Source organism: Mycobacterium sp. NGS18, from assembly GCF_059813185.1.
Window position 1 is genome coordinate 362,325 of sequence record NZ_JCALEC010000002.1, and the last position, 22,475, is coordinate 384,799.

The 22,475-nt window shown below is 63.3% G+C and carries 22 protein-coding genes; 19 read left to right on the plus strand and 3 right to left on the minus strand.

Annotation, left to right across the window (positions count from 1 at the left end):
- Positions 1-304: 304 nt before the first annotated feature.
- From AC5Y31_RS05190 to AC5Y31_RS05280, 19 genes are all read left to right on the plus strand, one after another.
- Positions 305-1,072, plus strand: a complete 768-nt coding sequence (locus AC5Y31_RS05190) for an MlaE family ABC transporter permease (protein ID WP_499978987.1) — start codon at positions 305-307, stop codon at positions 1,070-1,072.
- On the plus strand, positions 1,069-1,920 hold the full coding sequence (locus AC5Y31_RS05195) for an ABC transporter permease (protein WP_499978624.1): 852 nt from the start codon (positions 1,069-1,071) through the stop codon (positions 1,918-1,920). The genes AC5Y31_RS05190 and AC5Y31_RS05195 overlap by 4 nt, the downstream gene beginning before the upstream one ends.
- Positions 1,921-1,922: 2 nt before the next feature.
- Positions 1,923-3,287 (plus strand): MCE family protein, encoded by a 1,365-nt coding sequence (locus tag AC5Y31_RS05200; protein ID WP_499978628.1) that lies wholly within the window; start codon positions 1,923-1,925, stop codon positions 3,285-3,287.
- A gap of 62 nt (positions 3,288-3,349) precedes the next feature.
- Entirely contained in the window at positions 3,350-4,378 is a 1,029-nt protein-coding gene (locus AC5Y31_RS05205; protein WP_499978630.1) for an MCE family protein, read from the plus strand.
- Positions 4,363-5,742, plus strand: a complete 1,380-nt coding sequence (locus AC5Y31_RS05210; RefSeq protein ID WP_499978632.1) for an MCE family protein — start codon at positions 4,363-4,365, stop codon at positions 5,740-5,742. The genes AC5Y31_RS05205 and AC5Y31_RS05210 overlap by 16 nt, the downstream gene beginning before the upstream one ends.
- Positions 5,739-7,064: an MCE family protein gene (locus AC5Y31_RS05215; RefSeq protein ID WP_499978634.1), complete on the plus strand. Its 1,326-nt coding sequence runs from the start codon at positions 5,739-5,741 to the stop codon at positions 7,062-7,064. The genes AC5Y31_RS05210 and AC5Y31_RS05215 overlap by 4 nt, the downstream gene beginning before the upstream one ends.
- Positions 7,061-8,215 carry a virulence factor Mce family protein gene (locus tag AC5Y31_RS05220; protein ID WP_499978636.1) on the plus strand — a complete coding sequence of 385 codons (1,155 nt, stop codon included), beginning with the start codon at positions 7,061-7,063 and terminating at the stop codon, positions 8,213-8,215. The genes AC5Y31_RS05215 and AC5Y31_RS05220 overlap by 4 nt, the downstream gene beginning before the upstream one ends.
- Position 8,216: 1 nt before the next feature.
- Positions 8,217-9,674, plus strand: coding sequence for an MCE family protein (locus tag AC5Y31_RS05225; RefSeq protein WP_499978638.1), 1,458 nt, complete (start codon positions 8,217-8,219; stop codon positions 9,672-9,674).
- Positions 9,638-10,234, plus strand: a complete 597-nt coding sequence (locus AC5Y31_RS05230) for an Rv1363c family protein (protein ID WP_499978640.1) — start codon at positions 9,638-9,640, stop codon at positions 10,232-10,234. Before AC5Y31_RS05225 ends, AC5Y31_RS05230 begins: the two co-directional genes overlap by 37 nt.
- A 77-nt stretch (positions 10,235-10,311) precedes the next feature.
- Positions 10,312-10,962, plus strand: coding sequence for an Rv1363c family protein (locus AC5Y31_RS05235; RefSeq protein WP_499978642.1), 651 nt, complete (start codon positions 10,312-10,314; stop codon positions 10,960-10,962).
- A gap of 9 nt (positions 10,963-10,971) precedes the next feature.
- Complete coding sequence (locus AC5Y31_RS05240; RefSeq protein WP_499978644.1) at positions 10,972-11,388, plus strand: DUF732 domain-containing protein; 417 nt, start codon at positions 10,972-10,974, stop codon at positions 11,386-11,388.
- Positions 11,389-11,498: 110 nt separating this feature from the next.
- Positions 11,499-12,125 (plus strand): CAP domain-containing protein, encoded by a 627-nt coding sequence (locus AC5Y31_RS05245; protein WP_499978991.1) that lies wholly within the window; start codon positions 11,499-11,501, stop codon positions 12,123-12,125.
- Between the two features lie 235 nt (positions 12,126-12,360).
- Complete coding sequence (locus tag AC5Y31_RS05250) at positions 12,361-13,272, plus strand: alpha/beta hydrolase-fold protein (protein WP_499978646.1); 912 nt, start codon at positions 12,361-12,363, stop codon at positions 13,270-13,272.
- Positions 13,273-13,465: 193 nt separating this feature from the next.
- Positions 13,466-14,650, plus strand: a complete 1,185-nt coding sequence (locus AC5Y31_RS05255) for a lipid-transfer protein (protein ID WP_499978648.1) — start codon at positions 13,466-13,468, stop codon at positions 14,648-14,650.
- Between the two features lie 2 nt (positions 14,651-14,652).
- Entirely contained in the window at positions 14,653-15,111 is a 459-nt protein-coding gene (locus tag AC5Y31_RS05260) for a MaoC family dehydratase N-terminal domain-containing protein (RefSeq protein WP_499978650.1), read from the plus strand.
- Positions 15,108-15,518 (plus strand): MaoC/PaaZ C-terminal domain-containing protein, encoded by a 411-nt coding sequence (locus tag AC5Y31_RS05265; RefSeq protein WP_301636823.1) that lies wholly within the window; start codon positions 15,108-15,110, stop codon positions 15,516-15,518. Before AC5Y31_RS05260 ends, AC5Y31_RS05265 begins: the two co-directional genes overlap by 4 nt.
- A 25-nt stretch (positions 15,519-15,543) precedes the next feature.
- Complete coding sequence (locus AC5Y31_RS05270; protein ID WP_499978652.1) at positions 15,544-16,374, plus strand: SDR family NAD(P)-dependent oxidoreductase; 831 nt, start codon at positions 15,544-15,546, stop codon at positions 16,372-16,374.
- Between the two features lies 1 nt (position 16,375).
- The gene (locus AC5Y31_RS05275) at positions 16,376-17,155 is read left to right on the plus strand and encodes an enoyl-CoA hydratase/isomerase family protein (RefSeq protein ID WP_499978654.1); all 780 of its coding nucleotides are present in this window, start codon (positions 16,376-16,378) and stop codon (positions 17,153-17,155) included.
- A 165-nt stretch (positions 17,156-17,320) separates the two neighbouring features.
- On the plus strand, positions 17,321-18,871 hold the full coding sequence (locus tag AC5Y31_RS05280; protein ID WP_499978656.1) for an acyl-CoA synthetase: 1,551 nt from the start codon (positions 17,321-17,323) through the stop codon (positions 18,869-18,871).
- Between the two features lie 19 nt (positions 18,872-18,890).
- Here AC5Y31_RS05280 and AC5Y31_RS05285 read toward each other — a convergent pair whose 3' ends face one another.
- The 3 genes from AC5Y31_RS05285 to AC5Y31_RS05295 are packed head-to-tail and all read right to left on the minus strand — an operon-like array spanning position 18,891 to position 22,419.
- On the minus strand, positions 18,891-20,198 hold the full coding sequence (locus AC5Y31_RS05285; protein WP_499978657.1) for a PucR family transcriptional regulator: 1,308 nt from the start codon (positions 20,196-20,198) through the stop codon (positions 18,891-18,893).
- 35 nt (positions 20,199-20,233) lie between these two features.
- On the minus strand, positions 20,234-21,610 hold the full coding sequence (locus AC5Y31_RS05290) for a flavin-containing monooxygenase (RefSeq protein WP_499978658.1): 1,377 nt from the start codon (positions 21,608-21,610) through the stop codon (positions 20,234-20,236).
- Positions 21,607-22,419, minus strand: a complete 813-nt coding sequence (locus AC5Y31_RS05295) for an alpha/beta hydrolase (protein WP_499978659.1) — start codon at positions 22,417-22,419, stop codon at positions 21,607-21,609. The genes AC5Y31_RS05290 and AC5Y31_RS05295 overlap by 4 nt, the downstream gene beginning before the upstream one ends.
- Positions 22,420-22,475 lie beyond the last annotated feature (56 nt).

The following is a 22,475-nucleotide window of genomic DNA, read 5'->3' on the forward strand; positions in this document are numbered from 1 at the left end:
CGAAAAGTGAGAACCGTTGGCATACAAGACTATACAAGCATATCGCTAGCGACACCGCCCAACATTTTTAATCGCGGATCTGGCAATCCTTGCCAACCCTGCAGGAATCTAGTTTAATCTCGATTCGAACGCTGAACCGCGCCGCTGGTCCGCAGCGGCAAAGGCAGTCCGACGGCTGGGGGAAGTGGCTTGGACGCTCCGAATCCTGCGAGACGGCTGACTCGGCCCTGGGCGAAGGCGGATTTCCCTCATGGATCGGCGGTACCTCGTCAGGCGAGCTCGTCCGATCGGTGGGGAGGACGCGATGCGTGACGTAGCGGTCGTCGGCAAGCCGATGCGGGCGCTCGGAGGGTTCTTCGCGATGGCGCTCGACACTATCGTTCAGACGTTCAGGGCTCCGTTTGCCTGGCGAGAGTTCTTGGTGCAGGCGTGGTTCGTCGCGCGGGTCTCACTCGTGCCCACGCTGGTCCTGTCGATCCCGTTCACCGTGCTGGCGGTCTTCATGTTCAACATCTTGTTGACCGAACTCGGGGCCGCGGACTTCTCGGGTACCGGTGCAGCTCTTAGTGCTGTGTTGCAGATCGGTCCTGTCGTCACGGTGTTGGTGGTGGCGGGCGCGGGAGCAACCGCGATGTGCGCGGACTTGGGGGCGCGCACTATTCGCGAGGAACTTGACGCGTTGCGGGTGATGGGCATTGATCCGATTCAGGCGCTGGTGGTTCCGCGCGTGTTGGCAGCGACCCTGGTCGCCTTCCTGTTGTCTCCCCTTGTCGTGTTGGTCGGCCTGGCCGGTGGGTTCGCCTTCTCGGTCTATTTCCAGCACGTCACGCCCGGGGCCTTCGTCGCCGGCCTCACCTTGATCACCGGGCTCGCCGATGTGGTCATTTGCCTGGTCAAAGCCACGTTGTTCGGTCTCACCGCCGGCTTGATCGCGTGTTATATGGGTATCTCCGTCGGTGGTGGTCCCGCGGGAGTCGGCAACGCGGTGAACGAAACCGTGGTGTTCTCGTTCTTGGCGCTGTTCGTCATCAATACGGTGGTCACCGCTGTCGGATTCCGGGTGACGCTATGAACCGGGTGGTGAAATTCGGGTCTACCGGTTTTGATCGGAAGATCAACCAATGGGTGGCCGGCTGGGATCGCATCGGCAGCCAGATCCAATTCCACGTGAAGACGCTGACGTCCATCCGAGACGTGTTTCTCTACTATCGCGTCGAGTTGATCCGCCTCGTTGCCCAGATGAGTATGGGTGTGGGTGCGTTGGCGATGATCGGCGGAACGGTCGCGGTCATCGCGATCTTGACGCTGTCCACAGGTGCGCTCATAGCAGCGCAGGGCTTCAGTCAGCTCGGTCAGATCGGCGTGGAAGCACTGACCGGGTTCGCATCGGCCTACTTCAACGTTCGGATTCTTGCCCCGCTGACCGCCGAATTCGCCTTGGCAGCGACCATCGGTGCCGGTGCGACGGCACAGCTTGGAGCGATGCGGATCAATGAAGAGATCGACGCGTTAGAGGTAATCGGGGTTCGGGCGGTCGCGTATCTGGCATCGGCAAGGGTATTGGCGGGCCTCGTGGTCGTGGTGCCCTTCTACTGCGTGGCCGTGGTCATGACGTTTTTCGCCGCTCGTTTCGGGACAACGGTGGTCTACGGCCAGTCGTCCGGCGTTTATGACCATTATTTCCATACCTTTTTGAGCCCCACCGACCTGATCTGGTCGTTCGCGCAGGTTTCCATCGCCAGCGTCGTGATCATGGTGATTCACACCTACTACGGGTTCACCGCTTCTGGCGGGCCGGCAGGTGTAGGCGAGGCGGTGGGAAGGGCCACGCGCGCCTCGGTGCTCGCGGCAGTGCTGGTCACAGTGGCGATCACATTGGCCGTCTATGGCCAATCGGGCAACTTCCACCTGGCGGGGTAGCAATGGACATCGGGCACGGCCAGCCGCGTGTTCACCCGCGTTGGTGGACACTGATATTCACTATCGTCGTGATGTTGGCTGTCTGGCTGGTGGGGCAATCGTTCAACCGATCATTCCGGTCCTATGTACCGGTGACCCTGATCTCGGATCGGACCGGCCTGGTCATGGAGACCGGCGCCAAGGTGAAGATGCGCGGCGTCCAGGTGGGCCGCGTCGGTCAGATTTCCGGCGGCAAGCAGCCGGCGAGCTTGAAACTCGAAATCGATCCGGACAAGGTCGCTCTCATCCCCGCCAATGTCGGGGCGCGAATCGCCGCTACCACTGCGTTCGGCGCCAAGTACGTCGAGCTCGTCTACCCGGTGGATCCGAGCACCAAGTCCCTGACTACCGGTCTCGTGCTCCGGTCGGACAATGTGACGACTGAGGTCAACACGGTTTTCCAGAATCTGGTCGGCGTCATTCGGCAGGTGGACCCGACAGAGCTGAATGGTGTCCTCTCGGCGCTTGGCGAGGGCCTGGGCGGACAGGGTGCGCGCATCGGTGAGGCGATCAGCGGTGCAAATACCGTGCTGGTGGCACTGAACGCGCGCAGCAAGGTGATTCGCGACGATTGGCGAGCACTGAAAGACGCCAGCGATACCTACGAGGCCGCGGCCCAAAATATTGTGAATATCTTGTCATCCGCGAGCACCACCAGCTCCACGATCATCGACAATTCGCGGGATCTCGATGCACTGATGCTCACGGTCGCCGGGTTCGCCAACAGCGGGATAAGTTTGATCGGCCCGAACAGGGAGAATTTCGTCCGGTCGGTCAACGATCTCCAGCCGACCACGGCATTGCTGATGAAGTACAACCCGCAACTCACGTGCACTCTGGTGGGGGCGAAGACGGCCCTGGACGACTATGGACTGGCCGACTACATGGGCGGCGCCAATGGTTCATCGCTCATCGTGGATGTCGCGTTGCTCCTGGGCGACGACATCTACAAATACCCGGATAATCTGCCGATTCACGCCGCCAAGGGAGGCCCGGGCGGAAAGCCGGGTTGCGGATCCCTGCCTGATGTGGCGGACAACTTCCCGGTGCGTCATTTGATCACGAATACCGGTTGGGGCACGGGTCTTGATGTCCGGCCGAACCCGGGAATCGGGCAGTCCTGTTATGCCGACTGGTTCCGCGTCACGCGTGGCGTGCCGTTACCGCCGGCCATCCGCCAGTGTCTGCCCGGTCCGGCGGTCGGACCTCAGCCTGAACTCGGATTCGGGACACCGCCGTATGGAGCGCCGCAATACGGGCCGGGAGGTGTGCCGCTGTTTCCGGGTGTGCCTCCAGCGCCGCCACCACCCACACCGCCGGAGCCGTGATCCGCTGTGCCGCCGTGCCTCCGTGATGGAACAACGAGACAGTCAGGAAGGGGTCGATCGCGATGAAAGTCAATCTGCGACACACCGTGTGGCGACTCGGTGTCTTTTTGATTGTCACGATGCTGGGGTTGTTCGCCCTGCTGACCATATTCGGGCAGTTTCGGTTCGACACGGCCCGCAACTACAGGGCCGAGTTCCTCGACGTGACTGGGTTGGCGAACGGAAATTTCGTGCGGATCGCCGGCGTAGAGGTCGGAAAGGTCAGGAATATCTCGCTGAAAAGCGATGGGAACGTGGAAGTCGAGTTCAGCGCTGATGATTCGGTCGTGCTGACGGAAGGCAGTAGGGCAGTGATCCGATGGGGAGACGTGATCGGCGGCCGCTACCTTGCCCTCGAGGAGGGCGCCGGTGGCATGAAGGTATTGGGTGCGGGCGCAACCATTCCAGTGGACAGGACCGAGCCCGCGTTGGACTTGGACGTCCTGATCGGCGGTTTCCGGCCGCTGTTTCGAGCCCTGGATCCTGAGCAGGTCAACGCATTGGCGGGTCAACTGATCGCGGCGTTCCAAGGGCAAGGCGTCACGATTGGCTCGTTTCTGAACCAGACGGCCGCCCTGACCGCCACGCTGGCCGACCGTGATGTGCTGATAGGCCATGTGATTGCCAACTTGAGCACTGTCCTGGGGTCTTTGGGGGACCGAAGCGACCAGTTTGCAACCGCAGTTGATTCGCTGTCGGAACTGATGAGTGGGCTGGCGGCCCGAAAGGAAGACATCAGCAACGGTGTCGCGCATATCAATGCGGCGACGTCCACGATCGCCGACCTGTTGCAGCAGTCGCGTGCGCCCATGAAAAAGGCCGTCCAGGAAGCGGATCGCACTGCCGCCACCGTGTTGACCGATCAGCAGTACGTCGACCAGGTGCTTGAGAATCTTCCTGCGGCCCTGCGCATCCTGAACCGGCAGGCGCTTTACGGCGACTACTTCACGTTCTACTTCTGTGAAGTCGCTCTCAAGCTGAATGGCAAGGGCGGTCAGCCGATGTACGTGAAGGTGGCCGAGCAGACTTCGGGGAGGTGCACACCGAAGTGAAGCCCTTTCAAGAACGCAATCTGCTGACGATAGGAATCGTCGGGTCAGTGTTGACGGCCGGCATCGCTGTCGGCGCCTGGTACTACGACGAACTTCCATTCGTTTCGCCCGCTGAGTCCTACTCGGCGTACTTCGCCGAGGCGGGCGGCCTGACCGCTGGTGCACAGGTACAGGTTTCGGGAATGCGTGTCGGCAGCGTCAACAGCGTCACGCTTGACGAAGGGCGGGTGCTGGTCAGGTTCAAGGTAGACAGCAAGATCCGGCTCGGGGATCGAACTGAGGCGGCGGTGAAGACAAAAAGTCTGCTGGGCACCAAGATGCTCGGTGTCACCCCACGCGGTGACGGCCGGCTGACGGAGACCATTCCGCTGCAGCGCACCACACCCGCCTACCAGTTGCCCGACGCGCTCGGAGACCTGACCGCGACCATCAGCGGCCTCGACACCGAGCAGTTGTCCGACTCGCTGCAGACACTGGCGCAGACATTCCAGGACACCCCGCCGGATCTGAGGATCGCCGTAGCCGGTGTAGGGCGCCTCTCCAAGGTCCTCAACAAACGTGACGCCCAGCTACGGAATCTGCTTTCCAACGCCCGAAAGGTGACATCGGTACTTTCTGCGCGAAGTGACCAGATTGTGCATCTGGTCAACGACACGAACGAACTGCTGAGCCAGTTGAACAGCGAAAGTGCGGCGCTGGACCAGATTTCGACCAATATCTCTCATGTCAGCCGGCAACTCAGCGGAGTCGTTGCCGACAACGGGCAGACCCTGAAGCCGGCGCTGGACAAGCTGAATGGCGTACTGGCCACCCTCGACAATCGCAAGACGGAGGTGCAGGAGTACCTCAAGAGGTTCAGCTGGTATGCGATCGGATTGGGGGAGTCGCTCTCGTCGGGTCCGTTCTTCAAAGCCTATGTCGCGAATCTGGTTCCGGGACAGTTCATTCAGCCCTATATCGACTCGGCGTTCTCCGACCTGGGTCTCGATCCGAATGTCTTGTTGCCGTCCGAGCGCACCGATCCACAGATCGGCCAGCAGGGGACCCCGGCCTTGCCTATACCGTATCCACGGACCGGCCAGGGGGGCGAGCCGCGGCTGTATCTCCCGGATGCGATTACCGGTAACCCCGACGATCAGCTGTGCGGTTCGCCCGGCAGCGCGCTGCCGGGCACCGGGTGCTACCCGTATCGGGAGCCGCCGCCCGCGCCGCCGCGCGGCGGACCGCCTCCGGGACCGCCGGCGCAGGCCCCGGCTGGTTCGGAGTCGGTTCCCGAACCCACGCCGAGCCCGGTTTTCGTGCCGGCGCCCGGTGAAGTACCCGCGACCGAAGGGGCACACACCGAAGCGGGGGCGGGCAGATGATTGTCGAGCGAATCCTGAACCGGTGGTTGGCTATTGTCCTGGTGGCCGTGTTGGCCGGCGGCGCTGTTGTGTTGACGCAGCCGGGTATCGGCGGCGGTCGGACGCACGTAGTCGCCTACTTCGAGAACAGCAACGGAATCTTTGTGGGCGACGAGGTCCGCATCCTGGGGGTGCGGGTCGGCGAGATCGATGCTATCGAGGCACAACCCGAGCGGGTGAAGATCAGCTTCTGGTTCGACGACCACCACCGGGTACCGGCCGACGCCAAGGCGGTGGTCCTGTCGCCATCGCTGGTGACCGCCCGCGCCATCCAGCTGACACCGGCCTACGCCGGTGGTCCTGTCCTGACGGATGGAGCGACCATTCCACGAGAGCGAACCGCTGTACCCGTCGAGTGGGATGACTTTCGCACCCAGCTGCAGCATCTCACCGAGATGCTGGAGCCCACCACGCCCGGCGGGGTCAGCACACTGGGACAGTTCATCAACACCTCGGCCGACAACCTACGCGGTCAGGGCATGAATATTCGCGACACGATCCTCGAAGTCTCCGAGGCGATTTCAGCGTTCGGTGACCACAGCGGCGACATCTTCAGCACGGTGAAGAGTCTGTCGATGCTGGTGACGGCGCTTCAAGGCAGCGACGAAGTGTTACGACGCCTGAACCAGAACCTGGCTTCCGCGTCCTCGTCATTGGCCAATAGTCCCAATGAGGTTGCCTCTGCAGTCGTGGATCTCAACACTGCGGTGAAGGAGGTCAAGACTTTCGTTGCCGACAACCACGAGGCGTTGGGTACCACGTCGGACAGGTTGGCGTCGGTGTCGCAGGCTTTGGTGGACAGTGTCGATGACCTCAAACAGATCCTGCACGTGATACCCACCGCCGCGCAGAACTTCGTCAACATCTATCAGCCCGCCCAGGGGACCCTGACCGGTGCCTTGTCGACGAACAATCTGAGTGATCCCATCTCCTTCGTCTGCGGAGCCATACAAGCCGCGTCGCGACAGAATGCCGCGCAGTCGGCGAAGCTCTGTGTGCAGTACCTCGCGCCGATCGTGAAGAACCGCCAGTACAACTTCTTCCCGTTGGGAGAGAACCTTTTCGTCGGAGCCAGCGCCCGGCCGAATGAGGTCACCTACAGCGAGGACTGGCTGCGCCCGGACCATGTTCCACCGTTGCCCGATGGCAATCCGTCCGCCGGCGCTTCGGAGCCGGAGGCCGACGCGCGACCGCCCGCGGCTGCGGGCCCGGCGGCAGCCCAGGCCACCGACCCTGGTGCGGGCCTGCCCGGGCTCATGCTGCCCAGTGGGGCGGGATCATGAGCAGGTGGTGTCGCCGCGCGGCGGCTGCAATGGCGTTGGTGGTTGTGGCCGTCACTGCATCGGGCTGCGGATGGCGCGGGTTGAACACACTGCGCCTACCGGGCACGGAGGGTCGAGGCCCCGGGGCTTACACGATCCTCGCGCAGTTGCCCGAGGTGAACCGCCTCGAGCCGAACTCGCGGGTGCGAGTCGGTGACGTCACAGTGGGCACCGTGGCCAAGATCGAGCGCCAGGGCTGGCACGCGCTGCTGACGATCAGGCTCAACGGCGACGTCGACTTGCCGGCCAACGCCACTGTTGGGCTGGGCCAGACCAGCCTGCTGGGGTCGCTGCACATCGAGCTGGCGGCTCCGGCGAACGTGGCCCCGGAGGGGAAGCTCCGCCAGGGATCACTGATCCCGCTGTCCTCCGCGAGCAGTTATCCGACCACAGATCAAACCCTTGCCGCGGTCTCGATGTTGCTCAACGGAGGTGGGATCGGCCGGATTGAGGAGATCACCACGGCCCTGGGCACCGCATTCGCCGGACGCGAGAAGGACCTGCGGAGCCTCATCGCGCAGCTGGACACGTTCATCGCCGACGCGAACGAGCAAAGTGACGACATCATCGCGGCAACAGACAGTTTGAACAACGTCGCCCGCAAGTTCGCCGAGCAGAAGCCAGTGGTGGATCGGGCGCTGCAGACTCTTCCCAAGGCGCTTTCGGTGCTCAAGGACGAGCGTGATCAATTGGCGGATGCCGCGGACCGGCTCGGGAAGTTCGGCGCCTTGGCCACCGACTCGATCAACCGGACCAAACACGCACTGGTCCAAGAACTGAAGGACATCGGACCAGTGCTGGAGTCGTTGGCCAACGCGGGCCCTGCGCTCACCCGCGCACTGGGCTTGTACCCGACGTATCCGTTCGCGACCGAGACGATCCCGAAATGGTTTCGCGGCGACGCCGCCAACCTCACGGCGGTTATCGACCTCACCCTGAGCAGATTGGACTCGTCCTTCTTCACCGGGACCAAGTGGGAATGCGATCTGACCGAACTCGAAATGCAATGGGGCCGGACCATCGGCCAGTTCCCCAGCCCGTGTACGGCGGGCGGCCCGTTCAATCCGGGTAATCCACTGGTAATTCCCTACCGCTTCGATCAGGGGCCGTGACATGTTGAACAGACGGATCCTCAGTCAGTTGGCGATCTTCATCGTCATCAGTGTGACCGGCGGCTCGATCATGGCCTTCGGCTACATGGAACTGCCGAATCTTTTGTTCGGCGTCGGGCGCTACCAGGTGACCATGCAGCTTCCCGAGACCGGTGGCTTGTACAAGAACGGCAACGTTACCTATCGCGGCGTCGAAGTCGGTCGCATACAAGACGTCTCATTGACCCGCGGAGGAGCTGCTGCGGTGTTGTCGTTGAAATCGGGCATAGACATTCCCGGCGATCTCGACGCACAGGTACACAGTCAGAGCGCGATCGGCGAGCAGTTCGTGGCGCTGGTGCCACGCAACGGTGACAGCCCACCGCTGAAGAACGGCGACGTGATCCCGATCGAGCGGACGGTCATTCCGCCGGACATCAGCGATCTGCTGGATGCCACAAACCGCGGGCTGCAGGCGATCCCGGGTGATGCTCTGCGTACCGCAGTCGGTGAGGCATTCGTCGCGGTCGGTGGCCTCGGTCCGGAGATCGCGCGCATCGTGAAGGGTTCGAACAGCCTGGCCATCGAGGCAGGCGAGAATGTCGGATCACTGACCACCTTGATCGATCAGTCCAAACCGTTGCTCGACACCCAGATCGAGACCGGCGACGCGATCCAACGGTGGGCGACAAACCTGGCCGGCGTCACCGAACAACTTCACGCCCAGGACGCTGCGGTCGCCGAGCTGATCAGAACCGGGCCCTCGGGCGTCGATCAGGCTCGCCAGTTGTTCGACCGCCTGCAGCCGACCCTGCCGATCGTCTTGGCGAATCTGGTCAGCGTCGGAGGTGTTGCCGTCACCTACCAGCCCAACCTCGAGCAGCTCCTGGTGTTGCTGCCGCCGCTGACCGAAATCCTCCAGGGGGCGGGACTGGCCAATCGGAACACCAAGCAGGGATACCGCGGCGCCTACCTGAGTTTCAACTTGAACGTCAACCTGCCACCACCGTGCCTGACGGGATATCTACCGGCCCAGCAGGTACGAGCGGCCAGCCTCGAGGACTTCCCGGAACGTCCGGAGGGCCAACTGTACTGCCGGATTCCGCAGGACGCGATGTTCAACGTCCGCGGCGCTCGCAACCTGCCCTGCGCGACCCGGCCGGGCAAACGTGCGCCGACGGTGAAGATGTGCGAGAGCGACGAGGAGTATGTGCCGCTCAACGAGGGATGGAACTGGAAAGGCGACCCGAACGCCACCATTACCGGCCAAGACATCCCACAGCTGCCGCCGGGCGCGCTCACTTCCACCGAGGTGCAGCCGGACCCGACGCCGGCACCAATGGTTGCCGCTGAGTACAACCCGAGCACGGGCCGCTATATCGGCCCCGACGGGCAGGTATACACCCAGACCAATTTATCCCGTCCCGCGAATCAGGAGCAGACATGGCAATCGATGATGATGCCCCCGAATACCAACTGAGCACGGCACCCGAATCGGGAGACCTCGACCAGGAGGGCTGTTCGGTGCAGGACTCCGTGCCGACCGCGGCAAGGGCGGCAATACCGGGCCGGGCGGCGATGCTGGTCGGATTGGCCATCATCGTGGCGTTGGCGGGGCTAGGTGGCTGGTGGGGGATCCGGTCGTACCAGGCACATCAGGCTGAGCTGCAGCGAGGGCTCCTGCTTCAGGCGGCGCGACAGGGTGCGGTCAACCTCACAACCATCGACTACGAGCAGGCCGAATCAGACGTTCAACGTGTCCTGGACTCGGCGACAGGCAACTTCTACGACGACTTCAGCCGCCGTTCACAGCCGTTCATCGAAGTCGTCAAGGCCGCGCAGGCGAAGTCAGTGGGAACGGTCACCGAGGCCGGCATCGAGATCGATGGTGCCGAAGAGACGAATGTACTCGTCGGCGTCACGGTCAAGACCACTAATGCCAGTGGGGCGGACCAGGTTCCGCGTTCTTGGCGAATGCGCATCTCGCTGACGCAGGTCGACTCGCAGCCGAAGATCTCGAACGTCGCATTCGTGCCCTGACGAGAAGCTGGACCACTGAGCAACTCAACCCGTTGTACCCAACAGTAGATCGACGACAGCACAAGGAAGTGATTACCGTGACGGTCCTCACCGACGTCGTGTCCGACGGCACCGGCTTGGATGCTGCGACGCCGGATGCGGCCGAGCAGGACGATTCCGACGGGGGTGCTGCGGAGGCCGTGCCGCTCGAGGATCCGCCGGGGAACACTGAAACTGTTGACCGGCCGAGCCGCGCCGAGGGGGCCAACGCGTGGAGATCGGTAGTTGCCTACGGAGTTCTGCCCGCGTTGGTGATGATATTCGCGATGGCGGCGGGCCTGCTCAAGTACTGGGATGCTTCGGCCAGTGCTTCCGAGGTTGCGCGCGTTGAATCAGTCGAGGCGGCCAAAGATTCGACGATTGCCATGCTGTCGTACCAACCCGACAGTGTCGAAGCTGATCTGAAGGCGGCCCAAGAACGTCTCACCGGAGATTTCCGGGACGCATTCATCGAATTGACGAACAATGTCGTCATTCCGGGGGCCAAGGAGAAGCGGATCTCGACGGTGGGGAGTGTGCCCGGTGCAGCCTCGGTGACAGCTACGCCAAACCACGCAATAGTCGTGGTGTTTGTCAACCAGTCCGCGATCGTCGGCAGCGATGCCCCCACTGATACGGCATCCAGCATCCGAGTGACATTGGACAAGGTCGACGGCCGGTGGCTCATCTCCGGTTTTGATCCGATCTGACGCGCTGCGATGAGGAACAATCGGTTGCCACCACATCGCGGGCCGAGGATATGGCCGACCAGAACGGGATTCACCTGCGCGGTGCTACTGGTGGCCGCGACCGTAGCCGGTGGTCCTTGCGCTCGGGCCGATGTCGAGCCGGACAAGAAGCTGGCGTACCTGATCGGTGTGACGACAAGACCCGGTTACAACTTCGCCAGCGCCGAGGAGGCACTGGACTATGGCTATGGCATCTGCGCAAAGGTGTCGCGGGGTGTCGGCTACGCCCAACTCATCGCCGAGGTGCAGGGGGACTTCAACACCTCCGATGACTACCAGGCCTCCTACCTGATCTCTCAGGCGGCCAACGAACTGTGTCCCGAGTTGATCTGGCAGTTGAGGAACTCGGCGGCCGGCTACCGCCCTCCGGTCAGTCCGGAACCCTAGGCATAAGGAGACTGGTGATGTCTTTGCGAAATTCGGTGGCGGATGTGCTGCGCGCCCATCGCTCAGCGGGCGTCGAGTGGCAGCGACGGCGTGGTGGCCTTCCGGCCCTGGTGATCGCCATCGCTCTGGTTCTGTTGGGAACACCTACCGTTCGGGCCGACAACGACAACAACACCCTGATCCCGAACAACAAGCGACTCAACGACGGGGTGGTCGCCAACGTGTACACGATGCAGCATCAGGCTGGGTGCACCAATGACATCAGGATCGACCCGCGGCTGCAACGCGCGGCTCAACGGCACACCGACGACGTCTTGAACAACCGGCATCTCGATGGAGATATCGGTTCGGACGGATCCAACCCACAGCAGCGTGCTGACGCCGCGGGCTTCCGCGGTCAGGTGGCCGAGACGGTGGCGATCCATCCAGCGCTGGCAATCAGCGGCATCGAGTTGATCAACCAGTGGTACTACAACCCGGCGTACTTCGAGATCATGTCGAAATGTGCCCACACTCAGATCGGTGTGTGGTCGGCGAACAGCCCGGACCGAACCGTCGTGGTGGCAGTCTACGGTCAGCCTCTGGACCCGATCGATATGTCTCAGAGGGGAACTCATCCAGTACCACTGGATCCGAATCCCGACTATGACGCCAGCGACGAGGTTGAGTTCGGAAACAACTGGTGGGCGTGGATTCTGCGGGGGGTCTATCCGCCGCCCGGCTATCCGGCGAGTTGACGGGTGTGCGGTGCTGCACGTGGCAACGGGCATCACCACCGCGCACAGGCACGGAACGCAGGTCCCGGAGATCCGGTGCCTGGTTCGGGGGGCCCGCGAATCTCCGGGGGCGACCGTCGAACTGTGGCCGGCCGACTGCCCGGCTGCCAGCTATTGAATATTGATTAAAAAATGGGTAACGTCGTCGACGAGGAGATGCGATACCGATGAGCGGCGTTCGCGGACAAGGAAAATCATGCTGATTCAGGGGCGCGAAGGTAGGGCTGAGCGCCAAGTGTCCGGCCTGAGTGTCGTCCTTGCCTTCGTGCTGGCGACGTGTCTGTGGAACGCGACACCGGCTCGTGCGGCCGCCACCGAGTATCTGATGGTGCCGTCGGCGGCGATGGGCCGTGACATCCCGGTGGCATTTCTGGCAGGCGGCCCGCACGCGGTGGTCCTGCTGGACGCCTTCGACGCCGGGGCCGAGACGAGTAATTGGCTGACGGTCGGGGACGCCATGAACAGTCTGGGAGGCAAGGGGATATCAGTTGTGGCGCCTGCAGGAGGGGCGTGGTCCCTCTACACCGACTGGGAGCAGGACGGGGGCCGTCAGTGGGAAACCTTCCTCTCCCACGAGCTACCGGATTGGATGGCTGCCAACAAAGGTCTGGCTCCGGGCGGGCACGGCATCGTCGGCGCCGCGCAAGGCGGGACCGGTGCTCTGACCATCGCGACATTCCACCCCGATCGATACCGCTACGCGGGTTCGTTGTCGGGCTTCCTGACCCCGTCCAAGACGAACGTATCCGGCGCGATCGCAGCGGGCCTCTCGGAGTTCGGCGGTGCGGATACTCAAAGAATGTGGGGACCACAGCAATTCGGTCGATGGAAGTGGCATGACCCAGACGTGCACGTGGCAATGTTGGTCGCCAACAAGACCCGACTTTGGGTCTACAGCCCGGCGACGCCGGTGTGCAGCAACCCTGCTGCGATGCTCGGCTACTGCGACCTGGCCCACGGCAGCAATCTGACCTTCTATCGGCACTATCGCGCGGTCGGTGGCGACAACGGGCACTTCGACTTTCAGGAGGGTGGAGACCACGACTGGTCGACGTGGGGTCCGCAGCTGCGGGCCATGTCGGGCGACCTGAGCGCCAGTATCAAGTGAGAACTCGATGCCCAGACAGCGCTGGTCGCAGCTCCGAGCTTTGCCAGACATGAACGAAGTCTGGACGGCCAGCGGCCGTTCACATCGCCCAGCAGGGCGCCGAAAGAGTTTGTGCCCGGCCGATATCAGGCCGGCACGGAGACGCGGGCGTACCACCATGGCGCGCGCACCAAAGTTGAGGAGTTGAACACACATGAGTCCTTCCGCCTTGATCGCGGGAGTCGGGATGATCCCCTTCACTACTCCACGCAATAGCGAGACCTACGATGTGATGGGGGAGTTGGCGACTCGGGCCGCATTGAAGGATGCGGGCCTGTCGTATGAGTCGGTACAGCAGGCCTACGTCGGGTATGTCTACGGTGACTCGACCTCCGGTCAGGCAGCACTGTATAGGGTTGGGGCCACCGGGATACCGGTGGTCAACGTCAACAACAACTGTGCCACCGGGTCCTCGGCACTGTTTCTGGCGCGCCAGGCGATCGAGTTCGGTGTCGCTGACGTTGTGGTGGCACTGGGCTTCGAGCAGATGCAGCGCGGCGCCCTGGCGATGTCCTACACCGACCGTCCGACGCCGTTCGCCAGCTTCGACACGGTGGTACACGGGATCCAGGGCGAGAGCGACGCCCCCTTCGCCGCACAGTACTTCGGCGGAGCCGGCCGTGAGTACTGCGACCAGTACGGGATGGATCCGGCCGTCTTCGCCCAGATCGCCGTGAAGGCGAGGGCCCACGCCGCGCACAACCCGTATGCGGTGTTTCGGGATCCGGTGTCGGCCGAGGAGGTGCTTGCGGCGCCGGTGATCTACGGGCCGTTGACCAGGTTGCAGTGCTGCCCGCCCACCTGTGGCGCGGCCGCGGCCGTCCTCATCAGCAGGAGCTACGCGCGAAGGCACGGGCTGCAACCAGCGGTCGCAGTACGCGCTCAAGCGATGGCGACCGATCCGGAATCGACCTTTGCGGACCGCTCGATGATGAAGATCGTCGGCTACGACATGACCAAGCTCGCAGCTCAGCAGGTCTACGAGACAGCCGGTGTCGGACCGGAGGACATTGCGGTGGTGGAGCTGCACGATTGCTTCACCACCAATGAACTGCTCAGCTACGAGGCCCTCGGACTGACGCCGGAGGGAACCGCGGAGAAGTTCATCGCCGATGGGGACAACACCTACGGCGGACGCGTGGTCACGAACCCGTCCGGCGGGCTGCTTTCCAAGGGACACCCCCTTGGCGCGACTGGCCTGGCGCAGTGCGCGGAATTGGTCTGGCAGCTGCGTGGGACGGCAGGACCGCGACAGGTCGACGGTGTCCGCCTCGGCCTGCAACACAACATCGGGCTCGGCGGTGCCGCTGTCGTCAGCCTCTACGAGAAGGTGAGCTGACCATGGCGGTGGACCAATCCGTGATCGGAACCGAGCTGTCGCCTACTCGGCTGGTCGTCGATGCGGGACGGCTGAGGTTCTTCGCCAAATCCATCGGCGAGACGAATCCCATTTTCACCGACCTGGAAGCAGCGAAGGCTGCCGGCTACCCGGCGTTGCCGGTGCCGCCCACCTTCCTGTTGGCGATCGAGCTCGACCGCCCAGACCCTTTCGACTGGGTCAGTGACCTGGGTATCGATCTGCGCCATGTCCTGCATGGCGAACAGCGATTCGCGTACCGATCCCAGGCGTACGCCGGAGATGAGCTCATCGCGAGGCCAAGGATTGTCGACGTCTATTCGAAGAAGGGAGGCGCGCTGGAGTTCGTGGTAAAGGACACCAGCGTCGTCCGCCCTGACGGCGAGAGAGTCGCCGACCTGAAATCCGTTCTGGTGGTGCGGCATCCGGAGGCGCAGCAATGACAAGCGAAGTACTTGCCGAAGTAGGGGCGGAACTTGATCCACTGCGGCTCGCAGGGATCAGTCGAACCACCCTGGCGCTGTTCGCCGGCGCCTCCGGTGACCACAACCCGATCCACATCGACATCGATGTAGCACAGTCCGCCGGTTTGGCCGACGTCTTCGCCCACGGCATGCTGTCGATGGCATACCTGGGCCGAATACTCACCAACTGGGTGCCTCCCGAGTCGATTCGGGAGTACGGAGTGCGTTTTGCCGCGGTCACTCCAGTGAATTCGGAGCCCACGGCGCGAGCACGGATCGTCGCGCTCGACACGGTCGACGGCGAAGCGCGAGCGACGCTTTCGCTGACGGTCACCCTTGCCGACGGAACAGTCACGTTGTCGGGCGACGCCGTCGTGGCGCTCTGACATCAACACTCAACAGGAGGACGTCATGGGAAAGTTGGACGGAAAAGTAGCGCTGGTCACCGGGGCCGGCCGCGGCATCGGGAGCCACATCGCGATGAAACTGGCCGCGGAGGGTGCGGCCGTCGTCGTGAACGATCTGGACGATGAACCGGCTACCGAAACAGCGGGCGCCATCTGTGATTCGGGTGGCCGAGCTGTCCCGGTCTCGGGCAGCGTCACCGACGAGGGCTTCCCGGAGCGGTTTGTCAACACCGCGGTGGACACCTTCGGCGGCCTCGACATCATCATCAACAACGCGGGTTACACCTGGGATTCGGTCATCCAGAAGATGAGCGATGAGCAGTGGGAGGCAATCCTGGACGTTCACCTGAAAGCACCCTTTCGGATCCTGCGGGCGGCGCAGCCGGTGATCTCCCGACTCGTCAGATCGACCAAAGATGCCGGGTTGGCGACTCCCTGCCGCAAGGTCGTGAACATCTCCTCGGTGGCGGGACTGGGCGGAAACCCAGGGCAGGCGAACTACGCCGCAGCCAAAGCCGGAGTCACGGGTCTGACCAAGACGATGTCCAAGGAATGGGGGCGTTACAACGTCACCGTGAACACCGTCGCTTTTGGCCTGATTCGAACTCGGCTCACCAGCACCGCAGGAGATGAGGACGGCAGTATCGACATTCAGGGCCGGGAGATCAGGGTTGGCGTGAATCCGGATCTCCTGGTGCAGATGGAGAAGTCGATCCCCTTGGGTCGCAGCGGCACTCCGGAGGATGCGGCCGGCGCCGTGTACCTGCTGTGCACACCGGAATCCGACTACATCAGCGGCCAGACTCTGGTCTGTTCCGGCGGGTTCAACATTTGACATGATCGGCGCCACGATCGACGCGGGGACTGCCACCATCACCCTGGACCGCCCGGGCCGGCTCAACGCGCTGACCTGGAGTGTCATGGACCAAATCCGTGCCGCGCTGGTTGAGCTCGGTGGACGTGATGACGTACACGCACTGGTGATAACCGGTGCCGGCGCCGGGTTCTGCGCCGGATACGACCTGATCGACCTGGACTGCGCCGGCGGGGACCTGCCCGCTGCGGTGCAGAGCGGTATGGCGGCAAGCCTGAACCCGTTGTGCCAGGCCATCATCGATGCTCCGGTACCGGTGGTAGCCGCGGTCAACGGTCCCTGTGCGGGCGGCGGCTTGGGGTTGGCGTTGCTCGCCGACATGGTGGTCGCGGCGGAGTCGTCATACTTTCTGGTGCCCCAGGTAAGTGCCCTCGGCATTGTTCCCGACGCGGGGGCTAGTTGGATCCTGGCTCGTGTGCTTGGCCGGGCGAGGGCACTCGGGATGATGCTCACCGGCTGCCGGGTCGGGGCGGCGCAGGCCGAAGAGTGGGGTTTGATCTGGCGTTGTGTCCCCGACAATGACCTGATGCAGGAGGCCGCAGCACTCGCTCGGGAGCTGGGCCGGCGGCGGGGTCCGGTTGTGGCAACCCGGAAGCTCGTCGACTCGGCGGTTCAGTCGCCCCTCGGTGAACAGCTTGTCTGCGAGACGCGCGAGCAGTCGATCGCCCTGTGTGACCCCGGGGTATCGGAGCGAATTCGAGGATTCGCCACCAGGTCCCGCCGGCATGGCCCGCCGAACTGATGCGCGGTATCAACGGGATGCGAATTGTGCGGTGTACCAAAGTGATCGACAGGAATGCGGCGATCGCACAGTGTCGAAACAACTGCGCCAACGGACGCTTCTGCTTATCTATGGTTGTTTGAGTATCTGTTACGTGATTGAGGCGAGGGGCTCGGAGGCCAGAAGATGTACATGACGCAGGGACTCCATCGCGGGCGCCAACAAGCCCCTGACAAGACGATGATCGTCGGGGGCGGGCGAGCCCAGAGCTTTCGGGAGGTGACCCGGCGGGTCGAGAAGCTGGCCGGTGGATTCGGTGAACTCGGGGTGGTATCCGGCGATCGGATCGCAATCTCGGCCCTGAACTCGCATTGCTATCACGAGTACCTACTTGCCGTTCCGTGGGCCGACGCGGTGCTCAATCCGCTCAATATCCGGTGGAGCGCGTCTGAGATCGGCTATGCTCTACGGGATTCCGGCACCAAGTGCCTCATCATCGACGACGCACACCGGGAAATGCTCCCCGCGATCCGCGCGAACTGCGAGGATCTGTCGACCGTGATCTACTGCGGCGAAGATGCGCCCCCTGAAGGAACAGTTGGGTACGAGCAGCTGATCGCCGACGCCAAGGGAGTACCCGATGCGCGTCGCGGCGGCGGCGAGCTGGCCGGGATCTTCTACACCGGTGGAACTTCCGGGGAACCCAAAGGCGTGATGCTGTCGCACGGCGCGATCATGACTTCGTGGCTCGGCGCGGTCGCATCAGGCCATGTTTTCCGATCGCGGCAGGACAGCCGTTGTCTGCATGCCGCACCGATGTTCCACCTGGCGGGCTTAACCGCTTGGGGTGTGACGACATTGCTCGGTGGTACCCATGTGGTGGTCCCGCGCTTCGAACCGAACGCGGTGCTGTCGGCCGTCGAATCCCATCAGGTAACCGACATCGCGCTAGTGCCGACCATGGTTCAGGCGATCGTCGACTACCCGGGGTTGGCCGCACTGGACCTGTCCAGTCTCCGTGCGATTCTCTATGGCGGATCTCCGATCCCCAAGCCGCTACTCGAGCGTGCCGGCGTCGCGATGCCGCAGGTCGCGTTCACCCAGGCCTACGGAATGACCGAACTGGCGCCGATTGCAACGTTGCTCGGACCCGAGGATCACGGCATTGCGGGGTTGCTGCAGTCGGCCGGCCGGGCTGCTCCCAACTGCGAGGTCTGCATCGTCGATGAGGCTGGGGTGGAAGTGCCGCGGGGAACCATCGGTGAGGTCGTCGTCCGTGGCGGCAACGTCATGCTCGGCTACTGGAACAAGCCCGATGAAACTGCAAAGGCCCTTCGCAACGGCTGGATGCACACCGGCGACGGTGGCCGCATGGACGAAGACGGCTACGTGTTCATTGTTGACCGGATAAAAGACATGATCGTGACCGGTGGCGAGAACGTGTACTCGGTCGAGGTCGAAAGCGCGATCGCCCGGAATCCGGCAGTGGCTCAGTGCGCGGTCATCGGGGTCCCCGACCCGGATTGGGGCGAACGGGTTCATGCGGTGGTCGTTCTGCAACCGGGGCACACGGCAACGCCGGAGGGTATCAGGGAAGATTCCAAACGGTACATCGCGGGCTACAAAGCCCCGCGGAGCGTCGATTTCGTCGCGTCGCTGCCGATGTCTGCGGCCGGGAAGGTCCTCAAACGCGAACTTCGCCAGCGACACCGGGCTGCGGTCGACTGCGGAGCTTAGCTGCGATCTGCCACCGGTCTCAGATCCGTTCGATGGGAGCGTTCGCTGAGTCATCAGCGCCGTCACCGAAGTTGGCCTCGAATGGGGAATCCGGCGGCAACATGTCGTCGCCGAACATCTCGACAAAGAGCAGTGCCAGCTCCACGGCCAGACGCCGCTTGCCTAGTGGAACACCGATCAACTCCTCGGCCCGCCGCAACCGGTACAGCACGGTATTCCGGTGCATGAAGAGTCGTTCGCTCGCCTGACGAGTATTGCCGCCCTCCTGAAGGAAGACCCGCAGAGTTTCCCGCAACTGGGCTGCAACTGCATTCCGGCAGGCAAGGTTGCCGAGCGTGCGGCTGACGAAGCGACGAGCCTCGTCGTAGTCGTTGGCCAGCAAGGCAACCGTGGCAACATCCGCGTGCAGCGTGAGCGGAGGTGGCGAGGTCATGTGTGACGCGACATGGCGGGCGCGCAGGGCCTGCTCGTGGCTGACCCGGAACGCGTCGTCGCCGTGGATGGTCTGCCCGGCGGCGACCAGGACCTCGGGGTTGTCGGGCTTACCGCCGGCATCGGCGAGCTTCTCGGCATCAATGTCGCCGGCGATCCACGCCCACATCGTGCAGGTGCCGGCCGGCAACATCAGCATTCGCGAAACGCCGGCGCCAGACGCCACAGCGGCCAGGCGTGTTTCGAGGGCTGCCAGCTGCCGCTCGACCTCACCATGCGAGGCCGTCCATGCCACCAGAGCCGTCTGTGGAGCGCGTAGGTCGTGGTCCAGCTGGCGGCTGGCATGGTCGATCGGTATGCGGTCGCCGCGTAGCAGGCGACCGACCAAGGCGGCACGGCGTGCGGCTTCGCCGCGCAGCCAGCGTTCTCGCTCCCGCTCGTAGTCGCCGACGAGTTGTGCCACGACGCGATCAAGGTAGATGTTCAGTTCGTCGAAGCTGCGATGCAATGCCTCGATGAACACGAGCTGATCGCTGATGTGTTCGGCCAGGACATCCATCCACAGTCGTGAGAACAGGGTCTGCCCCACCCGGTAAGCCTGGATGAGTGACTCCAACGGAATCTGGCGGCGGGCGACTGCGGAGGCGAATGCCGTGACCTCCGCGCGGATCGGCACGTCTTCCGCGGTGTTCTCGGCCCTGAATACCGACAACATCGCTGCAACATTGCCGTAGGCGCTAGCCTCGACCTCCCGAACGAGGTCCTCGTCCTCGAAGAACTCGGGTACGGATCCGGCGAGCTGCTTGGACAGCTGCACTGTCACATCATCGAGGCGCGCCAGAAGATCTTGTGCGCAAACAATGATGGCCTCGTTAGCGGGGAGCCGGTCGACCACCGAAATCATCTTACCGGCCAACGAATCCCTGTCGGTCAGGTTGACCGATTCGTGGTAGCCGCCAGTCGTGGGGCCTGTCCGATATCCAGGCTTGTACGTGGCCGGCGTACACGTCGCCGGCCCACACCGATCTCGCGCCGCAATGCCTTGAGGTAGTGATTGTGGTCGACTTGAACCGTGTGACGAGTGGAGTCGACAAAGCGCTTTCGCAGGGCGATCTGGTCTGCTGCGATTGCCCGGCGCATGTCTTCCGGGCTGGGCAATGCGCAAGTGCCCGACAGCAGCTCGCCGATCCATTTGCCCTGCAACTCGGCGAGTGGCTGGATGGCGCCCAGCGGCTGGCAAAGCCCGACGAAGAACAGTCCGGGCCGGTCGGGATGCACGACTCGGTGGTAGAGCGCGATCTGATTGTCGGGCGCACAGACGTACGATTCATCGAAGAAGGGGAACGTGATGTTGTATCCCGTGGCGCAGATGATCAAGTCGACCTGCTCAACCGAGCCGTCGACGAACCGAACCTGATCACCTAGAAGTTCGGCGATTTGAGGCTTGGGCTGGATTCTTCCCAGTCGCAGTTCATCCATGATGCCGGCAGACATCGTCGGGTGCGCGTTGCCGAATGCATGATCGGGTACCGGGAGCCCGTAGTCCTGGCCGCGCCCGTTCACCAGCCGCATGAGTGCCCCGAGCATTATGCGTCCGAGTTTGTGTGAGGCAGAGTTCAACAGCCAATTGGGTGGTGCCATCCCGAAGGCGTACTTGGGCATGATGTGGGCGCCGCGCCGTACTGACAGATAAGTCTTGTCGGCGACATGGGCCGCCTCGCAGGCTATATCGACGGCGCTGTTGCCGATACCAACCACGGTGACCCGCTTGCCCGCCATGAATGCTGCGTCGCGGTACTCACGAGAATGCATGATCGTTCCGTCGAAGGTCCCGGGGAACATCGGTTCCGGCATTCGCGGATCCCAGTGGTGGCCGTTTGCGACCAACACGTAGTCGTACTCTTTGGTACTACCATCGGACAGGTTCACCGAGAAGCCTCCGTCGGCGAGCGGGGCTACATGGGTGACCTCGGTTTGGAAGCTGATGTGCTTGTGCAGACCGAAGTGTCGCGCATAGTCGTCGAAATAGCGGGCGAAGTCCCAGTGGCTAGGGTAAGCGGGCAGGTCCGCGGCCATGGGGAAATCGTGATAGCCCATGTACGCCTTGGGTGCGTTGGAACTGAGTGTGCGGTACGCGGCAGCCGTCCCGCTGGGATTGTCGAAAACCCACAGGCCGCCGACCCGGTCACTCTTCTCGTAACAGTCGAAGGCGATGCCCGCCCCCTTGAGACCGGCGCACGCGGCGAGGCCGGCCGAGCCGGCTCCGATTACGCAGGCGCGGGGATGACTGTTGGTCGGGTCGATCATCGTGCGGTCCTTTCAGAGAGAGACGCGAGGAACGAAATCTGGTCTGTGACCACGGCGTCGAAGGCCGAGCCGGTGTCGTAGACATCGAAGTGGCCGGCACCGGCATATTCATTCACCACAGCGTCGGCACGCCGGGCGGCCGCCTCCGCCAGGTCGGGTGGTGCGTTGCGATCGGCGGCTGCGATCTGCACGAGCATGCGACAGGTGATGCGGTCGGCATGCAGACCCGGTCGGTAGCGCGGTATCGCCAGCAGTACGCGTGCTGCGAACTCGTTGCGCCACAGTGGTGCATGCTCTGCGATAGCCAGGTAGCCGGGAAGCGCGTCCGGCGTGGTGAGCATCGCGACACTGCGCGGCGTACCTGCTGCGGGTACCAACAGGGGAGGACGTCCGGTACGAGCCCTGATCGCATCTCGGATCGCGCTTGTGCCCAAGCGAATCGCGGCACGGGGCGGAACAGATCGGCGCATCCGCAGTGCCGACTTGCGTCCGTCGACGATCGGAGTCAAGGCGATGGCCCCGATGAGGTCGTGGCGTTGGGCGGCGACCGCGAAGACGTGGCCTCCCGAAAGCGAGGTACCCCAGACCGCAACGCCGCTAATGTGCGCCAGCCGTTGCGCGGAATCAATGGCCGCGTGGTAGTCCCGGAGCTGGTCGGGGAAGTCCACGACTTGCCGTGCTCGTCCTCCCGAAGCGCCGAACCCGCGGTAGTCGAAACACAAGGTGTCGATGCCGGCTTCGGCGAATCGCTCGCCGAAACCCACCAACCCGGCGTCCCGGGTGCCGCAGAAACCGTGGGCCATCACCACGCACGGTCGTGAGTCGGCACCGTCTGCGGCGTAGTGCCACGCCGCGATCGTGGCTC